The sequence below is a fragment of the Streptomyces sp. WZ.A104 genome (genome assembly GCF_002382885.1).
Classification (GTDB): domain Bacteria; phylum Actinomycetota; class Actinomycetes; order Streptomycetales; family Streptomycetaceae; genus Streptomyces.
This window is the reverse complement of record NZ_NWVL01000016.1, coordinates 90,341-107,829: the sequence shown is the minus strand read 5'-3', so window position 1 is coordinate 107,829 and position 17,489 is coordinate 90,341. Positions and strand designations below refer to the sequence as shown.

Here is a 17,489-nt window from a genome sequence, read left to right as displayed (position 1 = left end):
ACGAAGTGGGCTGTCCAGCAGGTGATCGAGACAGCAGAAAGTGCCTCTGCCCAGCGAGAATGAGGATTGTCTAGGCCCTTGTTCCCGCCCCTGTCGGAGGCACTTTCCAGGTGAAGAAGCGTATCGGGTCGTACCCGCGTGTCCGCGTTGAGGATGGCGGTCGCGGGGTGGTCTCGCAGGCCGGGGCGGTGCTGCTGGTAGAGACGGTCCGCAAGTCCGGTCTGGATCAGGCCATATCGACGACACTGGCATCCTGGCGGAAGTCCCGCGCGGTGCACGATCCCGGCAAGACAGTGCTGAATCTCGCGCTCGCGGTCGCGCTCGGCGGCGACTGCCTCGCCGATGTCGCCATGCTGCGGGCCGAACCCGGCCTGTTCGGGCCGGTGGCCTCCGACCCGACGGTCTCCCGACTCATCGACACTCTCGCCACTGCTGGACCGAAGGCCCTGGCCGCGATACGAGCCGCTCGGGCAGAGGCCCGCGAGCGCGTCTGGAATCTCGCCAAGAACGCGGCTCCGGACGCCTCAGGGCAGGTGATCGTGGACCTGGACGGGGTGCTCGTGCTGGCCCACTCCGACAAGCAGGACGCCACCGCGACCTGGAAGAAGACCCTCGGCCACCACCCTCTGATGGCCTTCGTCGATCACGGAAGCGGCGGGTCCGGGGAGCCGGTGGCCGGCTTGCTCAGGCCGGGAAACGCTGGCAGCAACACTGCCGCCGACCACATCACCGCAGCCCGGCTCGCTCTGGCCCAGCTGCCGACGAAGTACCGGCGCGGACGTCAGACGCTGATCCGTACCGACTCCGGCGGCGGCACTCATGAGTTCGTCGCCTGGCTCGCCCAGCGGGGCAGGTGGCTGTCGTACTCGGTCGGCATGACCATCACCGACGCCATCCACCAGGCCACCTTGAAGGTCCCGCCCACCCCGCGTGGACACCCGCCGTCGAACCGGAAGGTGAAATCCGGGACGGGGCCTGGGTCGCCGAGATCACCGGCGACGCCCTCAAGGGCTGGCCGAAGGGGATGCGGCTGATCGTCCGCAAGGAACGGCCCCACCCCGGAGCCCAGTTGCGGATCACCGACGCCGATGGACTACGGCTGACCGCGTTCGCCGCCAACACGGCGGACGTTCCGATCGCTGCACTCGAACTGCGGCACCGCCAGCGGGCACGCGCCGAGGACCGCATCCGTGCCGCCCGCGCCACCGGCCTGCGTAACCTGCCCCTACACGACACCGCGCAGAACCAGATCTGGCTGGAGATCGTCCAGATCGCCCTCGACCTCCTCGCATGGATGCCCATGCTCGCCCTGACCGGGAAAACCCGCAGGTGGGAGCCCCGCCGTCTGAGACTCCGCCTGTTCTCCGCCGCAGCGCAGATCGTCACCACCGCCCGCCGCCGGCATCTGAGATTCGCACGCCACTGGCCCTGGACCAATGCGATCACCGACGCCCTGACACGGCTCGAAGCTCTCCCGAACCCCGGCTGACCAGCCAGTTCCCGTCCCTACGAGCAGCACCACCCCGACCGGAGCAGTGGAACCCGGCGCCCACCCGACGCGACAGCCGGGCCATCAGCGTGCCCACCACCAGCCCGGACAACCGAAACGGCCCGCCAGACCAACCGACGGACCGTCACGAAAGATCGAGGTTAAAAATAGTAGCGCTTTCTGCGACCTACCTCCTCCAAGAGAGCGGGACCCGAATGCTGAGAGAATTTTTCCCAAAGATTCCACCCGAGGAGATAGTCGGTGATTCGGATACTTACCATTTGCCGAACCTCGGTGGACCCGCGCAGAAGGAGCGTCTCGATCACGCCGGCACACCTGATGGCAACATCTTTCTCGATTTCCTCGCTGGACAACAAGGGGGCGAGGGCGCCGTCGATAAATACATCGCTAGCAAGCGAGTAGATGCTCACCGTAGAAGGAGTATCCTCACCTTCATCAAATTCCGCCTGCTCGGCTTCGATTTCCATCAGGGTCCTGCGAAGCTCTGGCAATGAATTCCAAATTACACCGCGAACAAAATCATAGTCACCCATTTTACCTCCACTCAAAGGTGGGGTGGGGCACCGAAAGCACCCGGCACCCTACCCCAGTAGCGACTCAGGCCACCTGTGGCCTGTAATCGCAGTCGTAGACACAGTCGCCTTCGACGATACTCTTCACGGAATCCAGGAACCACAGCAATTCACCAGCAACACCTAGCCCAAAAATTACCTTGGGCAGTTTCGGGCTGTTGACAAGCCTGGGCGCCTTATGCGGGACCTCTTCATAGATTCCTCCAGTAACAGAAGACATGGAGGGTGCACGGATAACTCGCCTCGCCGCAGCTTTCACCGAAGAGGATACCTCTTTGCTGGATTCCAGGATTGCCGTAATTTTGCCAGCTTTGTCCTTGGTGTCGAGGGCCTTCCACAACTCGTCCGCTTCACTCAGGGCTACCGCCCTGTCGGCAGCAGAGAGAGGTGGAATCGCCCCCTTCCTGTCATCTTCCAGAAGTTTCGCGATCCGGGTCAGTTGATCCGCGGCGTCTGCCACATGCCACAAGCCTTTGGTCGGCTTCCCTGTCTCCAGTTCGTTGATCAATGCCTCACCTACCTTGCCCGTTCCGACCTCTGGAATCGATCCGGGCTTGAGATAGATGTCGTTGAGGATTCCCTGAAGTCTTGAGGATGTCACCTCGGGGGCTTTCGCAGCGGCCGGGCCAGAAGAGCTGGAAGTTCCACCACGGTTTGAAGGCGACGTGGCTTTCGGCGGCGCCGGGTTAGTGTTCTTGGGAAACGCCGGATCAGGCTTGCCGCTGTTGTTGCCCGGCTGACACCTGCCGTTGCCCGGGTCCAGGCAGGTGCCGGTCGGGTCGGAGTTCGTGGCCGGGGCCTGGCCGGCGTAGCTGTAGCCGTTGAGCGTCTGGTGCTTGTCGATTTCGAGCAGCGGATCGACGCTGATGAACTGGCCGACCCCCGGGTCGTACTCGCGGGCACCGATATGAGTCAGGCCCGTTGCCGAGTCCGCCGGCTTGCCCAGGAACGCCTTGTCGTCCGGCCAGGAAGTCGGCTTGGTGCCGCGTGGAGCGCCGAACGGTGTGCTGTAGCGCTTGGTGACGGCCTGGGTGGTGGCGTCGGTCGCGATGCTGCTGGTGCCGTGGTGGTCGGCGGCGAGGAAGCTGAGCTTGGTGCCGGCCGTGCCCGACGTGGCCGTGCGGACGGCGAGCGTCTGCCCGGCGGCACTGTAGTAGCGCGTACCGGTGACCTTCTTCGCGGTGCCCTTGACGGTGAGGCGTACCTCCGTCGAACCGAGGTAGAGGACCGTGTCCCCGTCCCCGGTCGCGCGGCGGATCAGCAGTTCTCCATCCGCGTCGTACAGGTAGCCGGTGCCCAGGGCGGGCTTGGCCCCGGCCGCCGGTTCGGTGGTGGAGGCCAGTTCGCCCTCGGAGTTCCAGGCCAGGGTCTGGGTGGCCTGGGTGCCGGGGCGGGTGGTCGTGTTGCCCGCCTGGTCGTAGCCGTACGTGGCGGCCTTCGCCCCGGTGGTCTTCACCAGGGGGTGGGGCTGGCCGGCCGGTGTCTTGTACTCGTAGTTGGTTGTCGCGTTGCCGGTCGCGGTGTGGGTGGTCTCGGTGCTGCGCTGGCCCGCGCTGTTGTACGTGTAACTCGTCCAGTACGGTGCCGCGCCGTCGAGGTTGGCCGTGGTGCGGCCGGAGGTGGTGCAGTCGGCGGACTTCGGGGTCCAGGCCTCGGTCATGCGACGGTGTGCGTCGTAGGCGAAGCACTGGTTGTCGGCCTTGGCAGTGCCGCCCAGCGTCGTGGGGTCGAGGATCGACAGGACGTTCCCGGCGTCGTCCCGGGCGAAGTTGAGGTCCTGGAGCATGTACGGGTGGGTCTGGTCCGTGACGTGGCTGCGGGTGAGGCGGCCGGTGCCCGGTTCGTACTTGTTGGTGATGTAGGTCTTCTTTGCGCCCGCCCCCAGGGAGAGCTGCTCCACCTGACCGAGTGCGGAGTACGTGACACCGAGGAGGTAGGAACTGGTGCCCGAGAGCTCCGTTACCAGGCCGGTGGAGTTGTACTTGGGCGAGACGATCTCAGCGGCAAGGCCCCCGGCGCCCGGCTCCTTGGTGTTGGCGATGCTCCCGTCCGGGAGGTAGGCCGTGCCGAAGGTGAGAGTGGACGTGACGGCCCCGGAGGTGACCAACGGATCGTCGGTCGGCAGCACGACGTCGGTGCTGGTGGCACGGCCGAGGGTGTCGTATGCCGTGACCTGCTTCCTGTACTTCTTGCCGGCGGCTCCGCCCACATAGCGGGTGGACGCGTCGGGGAGACCTTTGAGGAGACTGTCGTAGGTCCAGTCGGCGAGCTTGTTGGCGTCCGTCTTGGCCGTCTGCCACAGGCCGGTCTTGCGGCCCAGTTCGTCGTACTCGTAGAGCAGTTTCGCGTTGCGCGAGTCGGTCGTGAGGGCGATCTGGTCCAGGTCGGTGTAATCGGTGCGGGTGCGGCCCTTGTCCGGGTCGGTCACGCTGATCTCGCGGCCGAACAGGTCGTAGGAATAACTCCACTTGGCGTCGTCGATACCGGTGATCAGCGACGGCTTGCCGTCCCGGGTGTATTCGTACTTCACCCGTGTGTACGAGGTACCAGTAGTGGCTCCGTACGCCGTGTCCGCCGGTGTCGTGCCCCCGTACGTACGCGTTTCGGTGGTACGGCCCAGCGCGTCGGTGATGGTGCGCGTGGCGTTGCCGCCCTTGGCCGCGGTGGTGGCGGTCGAGTCCCCGGTGTAGCTGGTCGTGGTGGACCACCGGTCCTCACCGAACACCGTGAACGTGGTCGTCGTGGGCCGGGCCGCCGCGTCGTATGCGGTCCGGGTCAGGGCCGGGGTGTGGGCGTAGGAGGCACGGGTGTAGGTGCCGTTCGGGCCCTTCGTGTTGTCGTAGATGTCGGCGTACGTCTCGTAGGCGAGTCCGCGAGAGTCGTAGCGGGTGTCGGTCAGGATCCGGCCGCCGAGGGGGGATTCGGTCTGGGACTGGATCGGACGCAGCAGGGCATCGGCGATGGCGAAGCTGGTCCGGTAGTTCTGGCCGTCGGCCCTGAGGGTGCTGACGGAGCTCCAGGGCTGGCTGCCACGCGCGATGTTGTAGTCGTACTTCGCCGATGGCGTATCGATGCCCTTGGTCCGGTTCGGCGCCCAGGTGGCAGTGACACGACCCAGAGCGTCGTAGGCGCTCTCGGTCTTCTTGAGGTTGGCGTCGAGCGTTCTGACGACCGATCCTCGTGCCGGGTCCAGGTAGGTGTACGCCTTGTGGATCTTGCCGTTGGAGGAGGTGAGTTTGGGTGCCGAGACGATGGTGGCGGTCAGCGGACCTGCCGCGGCGGGGTAGTACGCGGTGGAGGTGACGTAGCCCTTGGCGTTGGTGACGGTCAGAGGGCGGCCGAGGGTGTCGTGGGTGGTCTTGGCGACGGTCTGCCAGCCGCCGTTCACTGCGGGGTGTCGGTCACTGGTGCCTGCGGCAGCCGGGTAGGCCTTGGCTCTCCCGGACCAGGTGGCGAGCCCGCGCGTCGGGGTCTGGGATGCGGTCCAGCCGGTCGCGGAGGCGTTGTCGTAGACGGCCGCGGTGTCGGAGAGGACGTCTCCGCGGGTCTTGGAGTTCGCGGGGAGGTTCAGTTCGTCGTCGGTGATGGTCGTCCCGGCGGAGTCCAGGCAGGCTGATCCGACGACGCGTGTGCGGGAGACGAGGCTGGTCAGTCCCTTGGCGGGATTGCGGGCATACCACGTACGACTGCATGTCTCGTCGCCGGTCTTGGCCTGGTCGCCGATGGCCTCGGTTCGAGTGACCATGCCGTAGGTGGCGTCGTATGTATGGGCGGTGTAGCCGCGACGCCAGGTGTTGCTGACAGGCAGGTAGGTGTACTGGGTTGTGCGGGAGGTGCGTACGAAGTAGGCCTTGGTGTTGGCATAGGACCGCTGCTGGCTCGCGGTCACCTTGTTCCAGATGCTGTTGAAGGCTACGGACACCGGCTGGCTGCCGTTGTAGGTGATTTCCTGACGCAGGAATCCGGCGTACTGCTCATAGTCGGTGGCATCCGAGGCGTTCAGGCCCGCGACGTCGATTCCCAGGACCTTCGCGCTACGGGTCGTGCCGTCGAGGCGCTTGTCCTTGTGCATGCCCTGCATGTAGAGACGCACCGTCTTGGACTGCGGGTGGTCGGTGTCACCGGTGTAGGTGGTGACCTTCTGGTAGCCGCGCCAGTTGGACCAGGTCCGCTCGTCCTCGGGGGTGAAGGGGTCGTTGTTGTAGTGCCAGCCGGGGTTCTCGTAGGTGTACGCGTTCTCCACCGCGGGGTTCTGGCCCGCGGGGTCGGATGTAGTGACGGCGAGAACGTTGTACTTGTGGAACCAGTCAAGTTGGGGGTCGCCACCGTTGACCGGCCAGTACACCGGGTAGCAGGAGAGGTTGTTGTCGTCCTCCGCCTTGGGCATCTTGCTGCCCCGGACGCATTGCGGGTCGGAGAGCGTGACCGTGGTGATCGCGCCTGTCTCGGTGGTGACGGTGTTGATACGCGGGCGGGTCAGCGGGCGGATGTCGTCGGTGGCGTCGACCCGGTTGGGCCGCATGTGGTAGCCGAATTCCACCGGCGGCACGGTGACGGATCCGCCGTTCTTGCCGGTCCGCTGGAGCGACTTGAGGACCAGCGTCTTGTCCGAGAGGTTGCCGATGTCCCCGCCGTCCAGGAACTGGTACGCGAGCGCGTAGCTGTCGACCAGCTTGTACGCGTCGGGCTCGGCAGCCGTGGACCACACCCTCGTCTCGATGGAGGTGAGCATCTTGCGGGTGAAGAAGGACGGCCCGGTGGCCAGGCAGTCGGTCTCCCCGGCCGTGCAGATGGCGTCGAACGGAACGTCCGGCCACCGCTTCGCGGTGTCCTCGGTCAGCGAGGAGCAGTCATCGGCGGTGCAGCGCTCGCTGTAGTCGAAGGACACCTTCCCGGACGCGTTGCCGGTGAACAAGGTGTCCGAACGCTGGCCGTACTTGATCTCGCGGAGGTAGCCGCCGCGGGTGTACTCGGCGAGCTCGGTCTTGTCCCCGTTCTTGGCGTAGTGGTTCGTTTCCGCCTTGTACCAGTAGGTGGAGGCGTTGCCGTGGACGTCGGTGACGAGGTCGAGGTTCCAGCGCCACGCCTGGGTCTTGGCACGGCCGGAGAAGCTGGTGCCGGAGGAGTAGCCGGGCTCGCCTGAGTCGTCGCCGAAGACGGGGACGGTCCAGACGGAGTTTGTCCGCTCCGTGCCCGCACCGGGCAGCTTGTTCAGACCGAAGGTGTAGACCGTGCCGTCACCGGTGACGACCTTCCAGTACTCACCCTTGCCGTCGCCCTTGCCACCCGAGATGTCGTCGCCGTCGTCGCCGTTGGCGGCGCCCGTCTCGTGAGTGACCTGGGAGGCGTCATCGTTCTTCAGGCGCCAGACACCCGTGGTGTCGTCCTTGACGAGTTCGGTCGCCTTGCCGTTCAGAACGAGGGAGGCGTTCTCGTACTTCCAGCACTGGTCGGACTTGTCGTCCTGGCCGTCGTCCTCGCACGAGCCGTACTTGCGCTCGATGTAGGAGGAGGTGAGGTCGAATCCCTCACCCAGCATGGAACCCTGGTTGTTGGTGTTCGAGGTCCGGCCGTCGACGCTGCCCGAATCGTAGGAAACCGACAGCGAGGGCGCAGGACCGGCGGCTGCGGGCGGCACGCTCAGGGGGTAGGACCAGGTGAACGATCCCGACGAGCCACCGGCCTCCCAACTGGAGGAGGAGGCGAGCGGCGTCGCCTTGTAGTCGCCCGCGCCGGACGCCGCAGTGGCGGAAGCCGTCACGGCGAAGACGGCCGCCGAGGACGTGCCGCCCTTGGCAGCGGCAGCCCGGGGTACGGCCACCTGCGCGGAGACCGTCTGCGCCACGGCGTCGTTCCGGGACGGCACGGCGGTCTGTGTCCGGCACTCCCGCTTCTGCGGGCTGCTCAGCACACAGGCGGGAAGGGACACGAGCCCGAGGCGAGAACCCCAGTTTCCGCCGATCACGTCGGCGAAGGAGGAGTAGTCGACGGTCAGCCCGGCGTCGCCCGGGGAGTCCACCGCGGCGGTGAACACCACACCGGTGATGCCCGCGTTGCGAGCGGTCCTCTGGTCGAGAACGCTCACCTTGGCGGTGCCGTCAGCAGTCGGTGCCGACTTCGCCGCACGGGCCGAGGCCTTGCTGAGGCGAGGCGCGGTCAGAGAGACGGGCCCGGCACCCGGTGCGCCCTGCTTGCCGGATATCTCCTGGTCGCTCCGGGAGGGCTTGGGCCAGCGGGCCGCGTGCTCACTGCGGGCCTGTGCCGCCTGCCTGGCGTTGAGGGCCTTGTTCTTCGCCACGCGCTCGCGCGCCTTGCTCGTCCCCAGGGCAGGGACAGCCGTGACCTTGCTGACCCGAGGTGCCGGAACGTCGGGACGTCCCAAGGGGGCTGCGGCTATCGCCATCGGCGTGAGTCCGGCGGGTACGGAGAGGGCGAGTGCCAACGCCCCGACCAGGGGTACACGGAACTTCCGGGTGCCACCGGAGCCGGAGCGGCCTGGCGTGGTGCGCCTCATGAAGGCGGGAAGGGATCGGGACACGGACACGTCTTCTCTCCGGGAGCGGCCGAACCGCTCGAAGGCGGGACAGCAGGGTGGAGTACGGGGAGGGAGGGCGTGGCCGGCTCGTACGGAGCCGGCCACGCCCGAGGGTTCGGGGCGCGGGGCGGAATGTTCAGGTCCCGACGACGTCGGAGACCTGCTCGCTGTCGCTCAGCGCTCCCGCCCAGAGGCGGATGTCGCTGAGTCGGCCGGGGAGGAAGTTGCCCCAGGAGCCGAGATAGCCCTTGCCGACCGCGAGTTCACCGGTTCCGACCTGTGCGGAGTAGGCGATGCCGTCGCTGGTCTGCTGGTCGGACGTGAGATACAGCTGGATCGTTCTGTCCTGCGCGTTGTAGACGCCGGTGAGGCGGGTCTCCGTATCCACCAGCGCTTCTTCCATGCTCTGCACGGATGCGCCGCTGCCGTCCGCGGTCAGGCGTCCGAAGTTCCAGCGGCCGACGGGAACGGTGATGGTCTTGAGGTTGCCGTTCTCGTCGATGACCGGATCGCCGTTCTCGTCGTACTCCGGTTCCTGCCTCGTGCCGGTCTTCTCGAACCACAAACTCCATGAGGAGCCGGTCGCGGTGCGCTGGCCCAGGACCTGGGCCTTGTAGCCGTTCGGCTTTGTCAGCACCTTCGCCCCATCCACCATCGCCTGTGTGGTCACGGTGAAGGAACCCGAGTCGTCCACCACCGGTCCAGGTGTCGTACCCGCTCCAGCAGTGCCGTCCAGCACCAGACCCTCATCGGTCAGCGAAGCGCCCGAAGAGAGGGCCAGGGCGCGGCCGTAGCCCGATACACCGTCCGCCCGGGACGCCCCCTGCGCTCCGGCCGGGTTCCACGCGGCGACGAGTTCGACCGAGGCCTTGCCGTCGGCAGCCAGAAGGGCGCTTTCCTGCGCTATCTGTGCCCCGGTCAGGGCCTCCTGCCAGACAGCCGCCTCGTCGATCACTCCGGGGAAGTAGTCCGTGTAGACGCCCGACCAGTGAACCCGGCCTATCTGCAAGGGTCCCTTGGCTGCCCATGGCGTGGTGAAGGCGGTGGATGCTTGCAGCTCACCGTTGACGTAGAGGCTGATGGTGTTGTCGACGGCGTTGAAGACGCCCGCAAGGTGCGTCCAGACCTTCGGCACTGCCTCGTTCTTGGAAACGACGCGCTCGTACGGCCAGCTTCCTCCCGCGGGGGCGTCGACGGTGGCCTCCCGGAAGGTCCACTTCTTGAGGTTGTGCTCGTAACCCAGCAGGAAGGGGCTGCGGTTGACGCCGTCCTGGCCCATCACGGTGGCGTTGCGCGAGGGGGCGTCGATCCGGACCCATGCGGCGACGGTGTAGGAGGCTCGGGTGTCGATGACCGGTCCGGTCGTGGCCGCGTAGGACGTGGTGCCGTTCAGTTCGAGGCCGCTGTCGGTGGTCCTGACAGCAGGAGCGGTCTCGGTCGCGGGGGTGACGGTGACCTCGCCCCGGCGGCCCTGGTCGGTACGGGCCGCTCCACCGGTCAGGTTCGCGTTGTCCCGCAGACTCGGATCAGCGGTGGACGTATCCAGAGCCGCGCCGGATGCCTCGGCGAAGTTCCAGCGGGCGACGGGTCCGTCGCCCTCCTTCACCACGAAGTCAACGGAGTTGCCGGCCCCCGGCCCATAGTTGTCTTTCGCTTCGACGTGCAAGGTCATCGTGCCGGAGACGGGTGGCACAGGGCTGATCTTTGCGGTTGCTCCCGATACGTAGGAGGACCAGCCCGAACTGTAGGACCCGCTGGACAACTTGTAGCGGTAGCCGGTGTTCACGTCGCCGGGCGCCGGGCCGAGCGTGAAGGAGCCCGCCTTCCCCGGCTTGCCGTGGGGAACACAGTCATTCGGCGTGCAGGGCGTGTAGGAGTCCGTCCCGGTGCTGTTGAACGTGATGGTCGGTGGCTTCGGCGCTTTGCTGTCGATTTTGAAGTAGCACCATCCCGTGGTGGACCCGTTGGAAGGCCCGGCCAGCCACGTGGAGCCGTAGTGGGACCGTGTCCATGCGCGCATGCGCAGGAGTGTGTTCTCCGGCAGAGCCGGGGCGGTTGCTGTGACCTTCACGTTGTCGCCGACGTATCCACTGCTGGGACGGACGATCTCGCTCATGGCGTTGACCCAGGTGCCGTCGCTCTGCTTCTTGTCCACGTCCATGGCCACCCGCAGCTTCGCGCCGGACTCACCGCCGGACGCGGTCTGAGGTGTGGCTGTCAGATCGGGGGTGGGGTCGGTGACGATCGCCGGAGCGGACTCGACCGTGTTGCAGTCGTGCGACTTTCCCACGACAGGGCCGATGTTGCTGGGCTTGGCCGGCTTACCCACGTAGTCGACGCTCAGGACAGCATCGTCGTCGAACCGCTTCCATGCGATCGTGTCGGACTCGTCCTTGGCCATCAGCATGAGCGTCAGCCGGGAGATCTTTCCGTCGGCGAAGCTGCGGACGGTCGGCGTCAGGTTCTCGTCGGGCTCCGGCGCGTAGTCGTGGAACTCGATGGGTGCGCGCGGCTGGGACGGTGAGCAACGGCTGCCACGGCCGGCCGACACCTTACGGTCGCCCATCTGGTCCAGCTTCTTGGGGCCGGGCCACTTCGACGACGACGAGATGTTGTTCGTACGCTCCAGGTCGACCCAGCGCGCGTCGCAGGAGAACGACCACGTCTCCGTGACGGCGAAGGTGGCGTCCAGGACGTGCTTGCCCTTGAGCTTTCCGGGGGCGAACTCGAAGTACATACGGTTCACATAGCCGTTGCCGCAGTAGTACGAGACGCCTCCGATGACCGCCGAACCGCACTTGCCGACGCTCATGCCGTTGGCACCCCCGGAGAAGTTCCAGAACACATCGCCGTCCGAGGAGAGCACCGTGCGCTCGGATTCGTTCAGTTCGACCGGCGGGTCGATGTAGAGGGGGAAGTCCTTCTCTTCGGTGCTGGACAACATCTCGGCGTCTGGCTCGACCGTCATCGTCGAGTTCGTGAGCTTCAGGTCCATCACCGAGGAGTCGTCACCGGGCTCGGGACCGGCCAATCGGTCGCCCTCTTCGGTCGGGCCAGCAGCGACGGGCTGATCCGTACCGGATTCGGCGGGAGCGGCGAGGTAGAGCGAACGCCGGGCCGGGGCGGGGGCAGTGCCGTCGCCGGCGGAGTTCCACATACGGGCCGCGGGTGAACGGAACACCGGTCGGCCGTTGCCGTCCAGAGCGTCCAGTCCCCCGCCGGCTCCGGCTTGGACCGTCAGGTTCTCCGCCCCGAATCGGTACTCGATGGCCTTGAGCGCCGGGTTCGCCGCCGCTTGGGGGGTCTTCACCTCCAGTACCTGCCGGAAGCCCTCGACCGTCGCGGTGAGAATCAGATTCACGTCCGGCAGGACGTCCTCGTAGACCGCGTGTTCTCCGTCGAGACGCGGCGCGGGCAGCGCGCCGGGCCAGCCGAGCGACACGGACTGCTCGCCCTTGGCGATGGTGACGAGGTCCGCGCCGTCGCCCCCGGCGGAGAACGAAACGTCCACAGCTGCCGCCGCCGGACCGACCGACCCGTCCGTGTCGCGTACCAGGGTCGGGTCGGGTTCAACCCATTTCCCTTCGCGAGCCACGCGGACCGGAGTGATCGACTTCTCCAGGGTGAACGTCGTCCCGTCCGGGTTGGCGAAAACCGTTTCTCGCTCGGAGCGCTCCTCCACAACCTCCACACGTTCGCCCGCCTCGACGGCGGCAGCCGAGGCCCGGAGCTCCGGCGAGTTCAGGGGCACCTGAAGGGGAGGCAACGCCACTGCCTGCGAGTTCAGGGCAGGGACCACACTCAACACAGTGGCCAGAACAGCCGTCACGCACACACCGTGACGCCCTCGACGCCACCCCCCGCCAGCCACAAACCCGCCCCGTTTCCACATAGCCTTCACGAAAGTCAGCTAAATATCAGGGGTTGCAGTGGACCCGTCAAGTGTGATCCGGCCCACTATCTCCGCACGTAGCGATAGCAAAGATGGGCGAGTTCGACCGAAGGGAGACACTAGGGTCGCTTGCACGAAAACGGACCGGCCGGTCGGTCACTTCGGTAACTCGTCGTGGGACAAGCGGATTTGACACGATCACGCGGATAAGGATCTTGCGAGGTTCCCTCACGCCCATCACGCGGAGTTCCTGTAGGCAAACGTGGACGGATGCGCCTCCATAGCTCCCTTGCGCCGAGCCTGGCCAACGTCGAGGCTCAGGCTCGGGCACGACATCGACCGGCGTGGTGCAGGAATCGCCGTAGCAGACGGTGATCCCCTCGCGTTCGCAGAGGCTGTCGGGTGGCCTCGGGTCGGACAGGGGGGCGGTCCGGTGCGGGTGATTCCCAGGCGGAGGAGGGAGGGCGGAAGAGGGAGGCGACGCGGAGCGTCGTCGACCGACGGCAACGTCACAAGCGCGCGTGCTGGGAAGTGGCCGCCCGGCCCGGGGCCACTCGACAGCTTCTCAGGCGCGGGAGGTGGCGAGCCCCTCCCCGGCGCGCCGTCAGTCGGCGAACGACGACCACGTCCGGCTGGACAGCACCAGCAGGTAGCCGTCCGGGTCCTGAAGCGTGACGCCCCAGGTGTCCCAGTACGGATTGTGCGCGGGCACCCTCCTGCCGCCGTGCTCTTCGAGCCGCTCCACGAGAGCGTCCGGCACCTCTTCGCCGAGGTAGACCACCAGCAGGTCCTCGGGGGTCGGGCGTGGTTCCACCGGGGCCGCCGGATCGCGGACGAGTTCCAGGTGCCAGGCGGCGTCCGGCCAGCCGACCATGAGCAGCGAGTGGTGGCCGGGAGTGCCGTCCGCCTCGTGGCGGTACTGGACGCCGAGGCCGAGCCCCGCGACCCAGAAGCGTTCGGCCGCCCCCAGGTCGCGGGACGGGCGGGCGATGCGCACATGGGCGGTGGCGTACTCCGGCATCGGATTCCTTCCGGTTCGGCGCATGGCCCTCCCGTGGACCGGCTGCTCGTCCCCGTACCGTACGAAGCCGACGATCACGCGCGCATCGGGCGCTCGTCCTGGGTCCCGAGTCGTATCTCGTCCTGGTTCCCGAGTCGTATTACGCGTCGGCCGGGCGCGGTTCGCGCCGCATGACCCACAGCAGCGGCCCGTCCCCCGGAAGCCGGGTCTCCCCCAGCACCGTGAAGCCGAAGTGCTCGTAGAAGGGCAGGTTGTCCGGCTTGGAGGACTCCAGGTAGACGGGCAGCTCCGCCGCGTCGGCCTTGGCCAGTCCGGAACGCAGCAGAGCCGCTCCGTGCCCCTGGCCCCGCGCGGCCGGGTCCGCACCGACCACCGCCAAGTACCAGTGCGGTTCCTGGGGCCCGTGCTCGGCGGCCGCCGCGACCGCGTCCCGGAACAGGGGCGCCCGGTCGCCGAGGATCTCCTCCAGCTCCGCGACGGTGTCCGCGTCGGGAACGGCCTTGGGCTGGCCCTCCGGCGGCACCCAGAACGCGGCCGCCGACGCGGTACGTTCGCACACCCCGTGACGGGCGTACTGCCGGGTGAAGATCGTGGTGAAGTAGCGGACGAGGTCGAGCTCGCGCGAGGCCGCGCCGGGGAAGAACCAGCCCATCATCGGGTCGTCCGCGAAGGCGCGGGCCAGGGTGCGGCTGATCGACTCCGCATCGTCGAGCGTGGCCGCCTGCGGCATGTTCGTTATCGACATACGGGTCATTCTGCACCCCGATGATCTTGAGCGAGGGGGCGGGGCAGGAGGCGCCGTCGTCGCGGGCTCCGCGATCACGCCCTCCATCGAACCGGCCACGCTTCCCCTGCGCTGGGTCTCCGCCTCGGTGCTCGTCGTGCTGGCTCTCCGGGGTGCCGCCACGGCCGTACACCAATACCGCCGTCGGCAGACGACGGCCCGCGCCGACGACAGGCCGCCCCTCACTCCCGCACGGGCATGCACGGGGCTGCTGGCGCCCACGATGGTGAACCCGATGACGTGATCTACCTCGCGGCACTCGTGCTCGGCAGCGGCACCACAGCGACTGCGGGCACCACGGAGAAGGCCGTATTCGTTCTCGCCGCTCTTACGGCGTCCGCCAGTTGGCGGGTGGTGCTCGCCAGTGGCGGGGCGCTGCCGGGCCGCGCGTCGACCGGAAGTCGCGGGCGGCTCATCACCGCTGTGGCCTAAAGCGGCCTGATCACCGCGATCGCTGTTCACCTCGCCGCCTCGGCATCCTGATGCGGCCCACATCCCGCGCGCCCACGCGGGCTCAGTAGCGCGAGGCCACCCACAGGAAGATCGGCGTCACCAACAGGACCAGAGCGACCACGGCCAGAGCGACGATCACCATCACCGTCACCCCGCAGCCCATCGCGATTCCGGCGTGCGCCTTCGCCTTGAGCGCCTCGGCTTCCACGTCGGCGTTCCCATCGGCCCCATCACCGTCGTACCAGTCGTATGGCCGCATCATCCCCCCTGCGGTCAACCATAGAACCGGCGGCGATCACCGAAGCCTCCGCCCCTCCTCTCCTCCGCTCACCCCCTGCGGGCCTCGACCGCCAGCCGGGTGTCCTCGGCGATCAGGTCCCCGTTGATCGCGCCCCCCGCTCGAAGACCTGCCGCCGCCGCGCCGATGACTTGTTCGGTGAGGTTGGTGACGTTGCCCGCCGCCCAGACGCCGGGGGCCTCCGTCGCGCCGGTCGGGTCGGCCGCGATGTACGAACCGATCACCGTGCCGCCCATCTCCTGCGCGACCGGCACCAGGCCCAGGGACTCCAGGACGGCCGAGCGGGCCGTGAAGCGAGCCTGAACCACCAGCGCCTCACGCGGAATCACCCGTCCGGACACCAGTCGTACGCCGGTGAGGCGGTCGTCCGTGATCTCCAGGCCCGTCACCTCCCCGTCCACCACCGCCACACCCCGGGCCGCCAGCTGCTCGTACTCCTCGTCCGACGGCTCCGGACCCGTGTGGCGGAAGAGCGTGATGTCATCGCTCCACTGCCGCCACATCAGCGCCTGGTGTACGGAGAGGGGCCCTGCGCCCAGCACACCGATCGGGCGGTCCGCCACCTCGTGGCCGTGGCAGTACGGGCAGTGCAGCACCTCCCGGCCCCAGCGCTCCACCAGGCCGGGCACAGGCGGCAGTTCGTCGACGAGCCCCGTCGTCACCAGGAGCCTCCGCGCCTCCACCGCGCCGCCGCCCTCCACCACCACCCGGAAGCCCCGCTCCCCCGGCAGCCGCTCGGCCGCGACCACCCGGGCCTCGACGACCTCCGCCCCGTACCCGGTCACCTCGCCCCGGCCGATCGCCAGCAGCTCGCCGGGCGGGGTCGACTCGCGGCCCAGGTAGTTGTGCACATGGGACGCGGGCGCGTTACGGGGCTCGCCCGCGTCGATCACCAGGACGGAGCGCCGGGCCCGCGCCAGGGTCAGCGCCCCGCTCAGACCGGCGGCCCCGCCGCCCACGATCACCACGTCGTACCGCTGCTGCTTCATGTCGCTCCTCCTTCGCCCCTGCGGGGCATCTCCGCTCGATGACGAGAGTGCGCCCGTGAGGCTGAAACGACAAGTAACCTTGCCGAAACCGCAAATCACGCGAGTGTGAACTCGCACCACACGATCTTGCCGGGGTTCCGCTCCCCCACCCCCCACTTGTCCGCCAGCGCCTCGACCAGCAGCAGCCCTCGACCGCCCTCCTCCTCGGCCCCCGGGAGCCCGTCCGCCGCGCGGACCTCGCCGTCGCCACTGTCGTGCAGCTCGATCCGGATCGCCTTCTCCATCCGCTCCAGGTAGATGTGGACACGGAACCCACGGCCCGGCGGGACGCCGTGGCGGAGCGCGTTGGTCGCCAGTTCGGTTACGCAGAGCAGTACGTCGTCGGCGCGCTCCTCGCACTCCCAATCGACCAGGGCCTTGCGGGTGAACTTGCGTACGACGGGGATCGACTTGCGCTCTCGGCAGTAGAAAGCAGCGCGGAAGTAGGGGAGTTGGGTTGCCTCGTTCATGCTTCCACGCTCACACAACGTGACTACGCTTCAGCAGAGCAGAGAGACGTACAAATGCTTTTGTACGGGTTCTGACGGGTTGACAGCGGGACCGGAACGGGGAGAGCCAGGTCATGCAACCGGGAAAGCAGAGCGGCATCAGGCGAGTTACTTCATGGCAGCTGGTCGGGGCGCAGCTGCGCCACTTCCGCAGACTCGCCGGGCGGACACAGGCCGCCCTCGCCGAGCAGGCCGGGGTGGGCGAGGACACCATCGCCTCGATCGAGCAGGGGCGGCGGGCGCTTCAGTTGGACCTGGCCATCCGGCTCGATGAACTACTGGACACCAAGGGCGTATTGCGGGTCGCGGTGGAGAAGATCCCGCGCAAGGAGCGCTATCAGGCGCTGGTCAAGGACTTCGTGCAGTACGAGCAGAACGCGGTGAGTCTGCTCTGGTACGAGTCGCAGCTCATTCCGGGACTGCTCCAGACCGAGGCGTACGCACGCTTCGTCTTCGGCTGCAACTATCCACCGCTCGAAGTGGAGGAGATCGAGAAGCGGGTGGCGGACCGCCTCGACCGCCAGAAGATCCTGGAGCGCAAACCCCGGCCCGTCCTCACCTTCATCCTGGAGGAGAGCATCCTGCACATCGGACTGGGCGACCCCGAAATGATGCGGGAGCAGCTTCTCCATCTGCGGCGGTGCATGGATCTGCCATTCGTCACCATTCAGATCATGCCTCGAAACACCCCTCGGCATGCCGCGCTCGCGGGGCCGCTCGTTCTACTAGAGACCCCCGACCACGATCAGCTCGCCTACATCAGCGGCCAGTTGCGGGCAGAGCTCTATGACGAACCAGCTGACGTCAGCGCTCTTATGCAGCGATATGGGATGCTGCGCTCCCAGGCGCTCACCGTCGAGGAGAGCACCCGGCTACTGGACGCACTG

Annotated in this window: 10 protein-coding genes and 2 pseudogenes; 4 read left to right on the top strand and 8 right to left on the bottom strand. The window is 67.4% G+C overall.

Annotated features, from left to right (window positions below; genetic code table 11):
* Positions 1-110 precede the first annotated feature (110 nt).
* Positions 111-1,489, top strand: a pseudogene (locus CIB93_RS11710) (IS1380 family transposase).
* A gap of 161 nt (positions 1,490-1,650) precedes the next feature.
* On the opposite strand, the gene CIB93_RS11705 reads toward CIB93_RS11710, so the two are convergent.
* From CIB93_RS11705 to CIB93_RS11685, 5 genes are all read right to left on the bottom strand, one after another.
* Positions 1,651-2,043, bottom strand: a complete 393-nt coding sequence (locus tag CIB93_RS11705; protein WP_143660026.1) for a hypothetical protein — start codon at positions 2,041-2,043, stop codon at positions 1,651-1,653.
* Positions 2,044-2,107: 64 nt separating this feature from the next.
* A complete protein-coding gene (locus CIB93_RS11700; RefSeq protein ID WP_257002146.1) occupies positions 2,108-8,380 on the bottom strand; it encodes an RHS repeat-associated core domain-containing protein in 6,273 nt (2,090 codons plus the stop codon).
* 373 nt (positions 8,381-8,753) lie between these two features.
* A complete protein-coding gene (locus CIB93_RS11695) occupies positions 8,754-12,446 on the bottom strand; it encodes a LamG domain-containing protein (RefSeq protein WP_257002145.1) in 3,693 nt (1,230 codons plus the stop codon).
* A gap of 667 nt (positions 12,447-13,113) precedes the next feature.
* Positions 13,114-13,530, bottom strand: a complete 417-nt coding sequence (locus CIB93_RS11690) for a VOC family protein (protein WP_096626719.1) — start codon at positions 13,528-13,530, stop codon at positions 13,114-13,116.
* 139 nt (positions 13,531-13,669) lie between these two features.
* Positions 13,670-14,284: an N-acetyltransferase gene (locus tag CIB93_RS11685; protein ID WP_179500064.1), complete on the bottom strand. Its 615-nt coding sequence runs from the start codon at positions 14,282-14,284 to the stop codon at positions 13,670-13,672.
* Here CIB93_RS11685 and CIB93_RS11680 point away from each other — a divergent pair.
* Together CIB93_RS11680 and CIB93_RS11675 are read left to right on the top strand one after the other, a co-directional pair.
* Entirely contained in the window at positions 14,259-14,558 is a 300-nt protein-coding gene (locus CIB93_RS11680) for a hypothetical protein (RefSeq protein WP_096626717.1), read from the top strand. The two genes, CIB93_RS11685 and CIB93_RS11680, sit on opposite strands and share 26 nt — an antisense overlap.
* Positions 14,555-14,746, top strand: coding sequence for a hypothetical protein (locus CIB93_RS11675; RefSeq protein WP_096626716.1), 192 nt, complete (start codon positions 14,555-14,557; stop codon positions 14,744-14,746). The genes CIB93_RS11680 and CIB93_RS11675 overlap by 4 nt, the downstream gene beginning before the upstream one ends.
* 82 nt (positions 14,747-14,828) lie before the next feature.
* Here the strand turns inward: CIB93_RS11675 and CIB93_RS11670 are convergent, their stop codons facing one another.
* The 3 genes from CIB93_RS11670 to CIB93_RS11660 all read right to left on the bottom strand — a co-directional run bounded on the left by CIB93_RS11670 (position 14,829) and on the right by CIB93_RS11660 (position 16,563).
* Positions 14,829-15,029 carry a hypothetical protein gene (locus CIB93_RS11670; protein ID WP_096626715.1) on the bottom strand — a complete coding sequence of 67 codons (201 nt, stop codon included), beginning with the start codon at positions 15,027-15,029 and terminating at the stop codon, positions 14,829-14,831.
* 65 nt (positions 15,030-15,094) lie between these two features.
* Positions 15,095-16,054: an NAD(P)/FAD-dependent oxidoreductase gene (locus tag CIB93_RS11665; RefSeq protein WP_096626714.1), complete on the bottom strand. Its 960-nt coding sequence runs from the start codon at positions 16,052-16,054 to the stop codon at positions 15,095-15,097.
* Between the two features lie 95 nt (positions 16,055-16,149).
* Entirely contained in the window at positions 16,150-16,563 is a 414-nt protein-coding gene (locus tag CIB93_RS11660; RefSeq protein WP_096626713.1) for an ATP-binding protein, read from the bottom strand.
* A gap of 113 nt (positions 16,564-16,676) precedes the next feature.
* On the opposite strand from CIB93_RS11660, the pseudogene CIB93_RS11655 reads away from it, so the two are divergent.
* Positions 16,677-17,471 (top strand): annotated as a pseudogene (locus CIB93_RS11655) (Scr1 family TA system antitoxin-like transcriptional regulator); the annotation flags it as partial.
* Between the last annotated feature and the right edge of the window lie 18 nt (positions 17,472-17,489).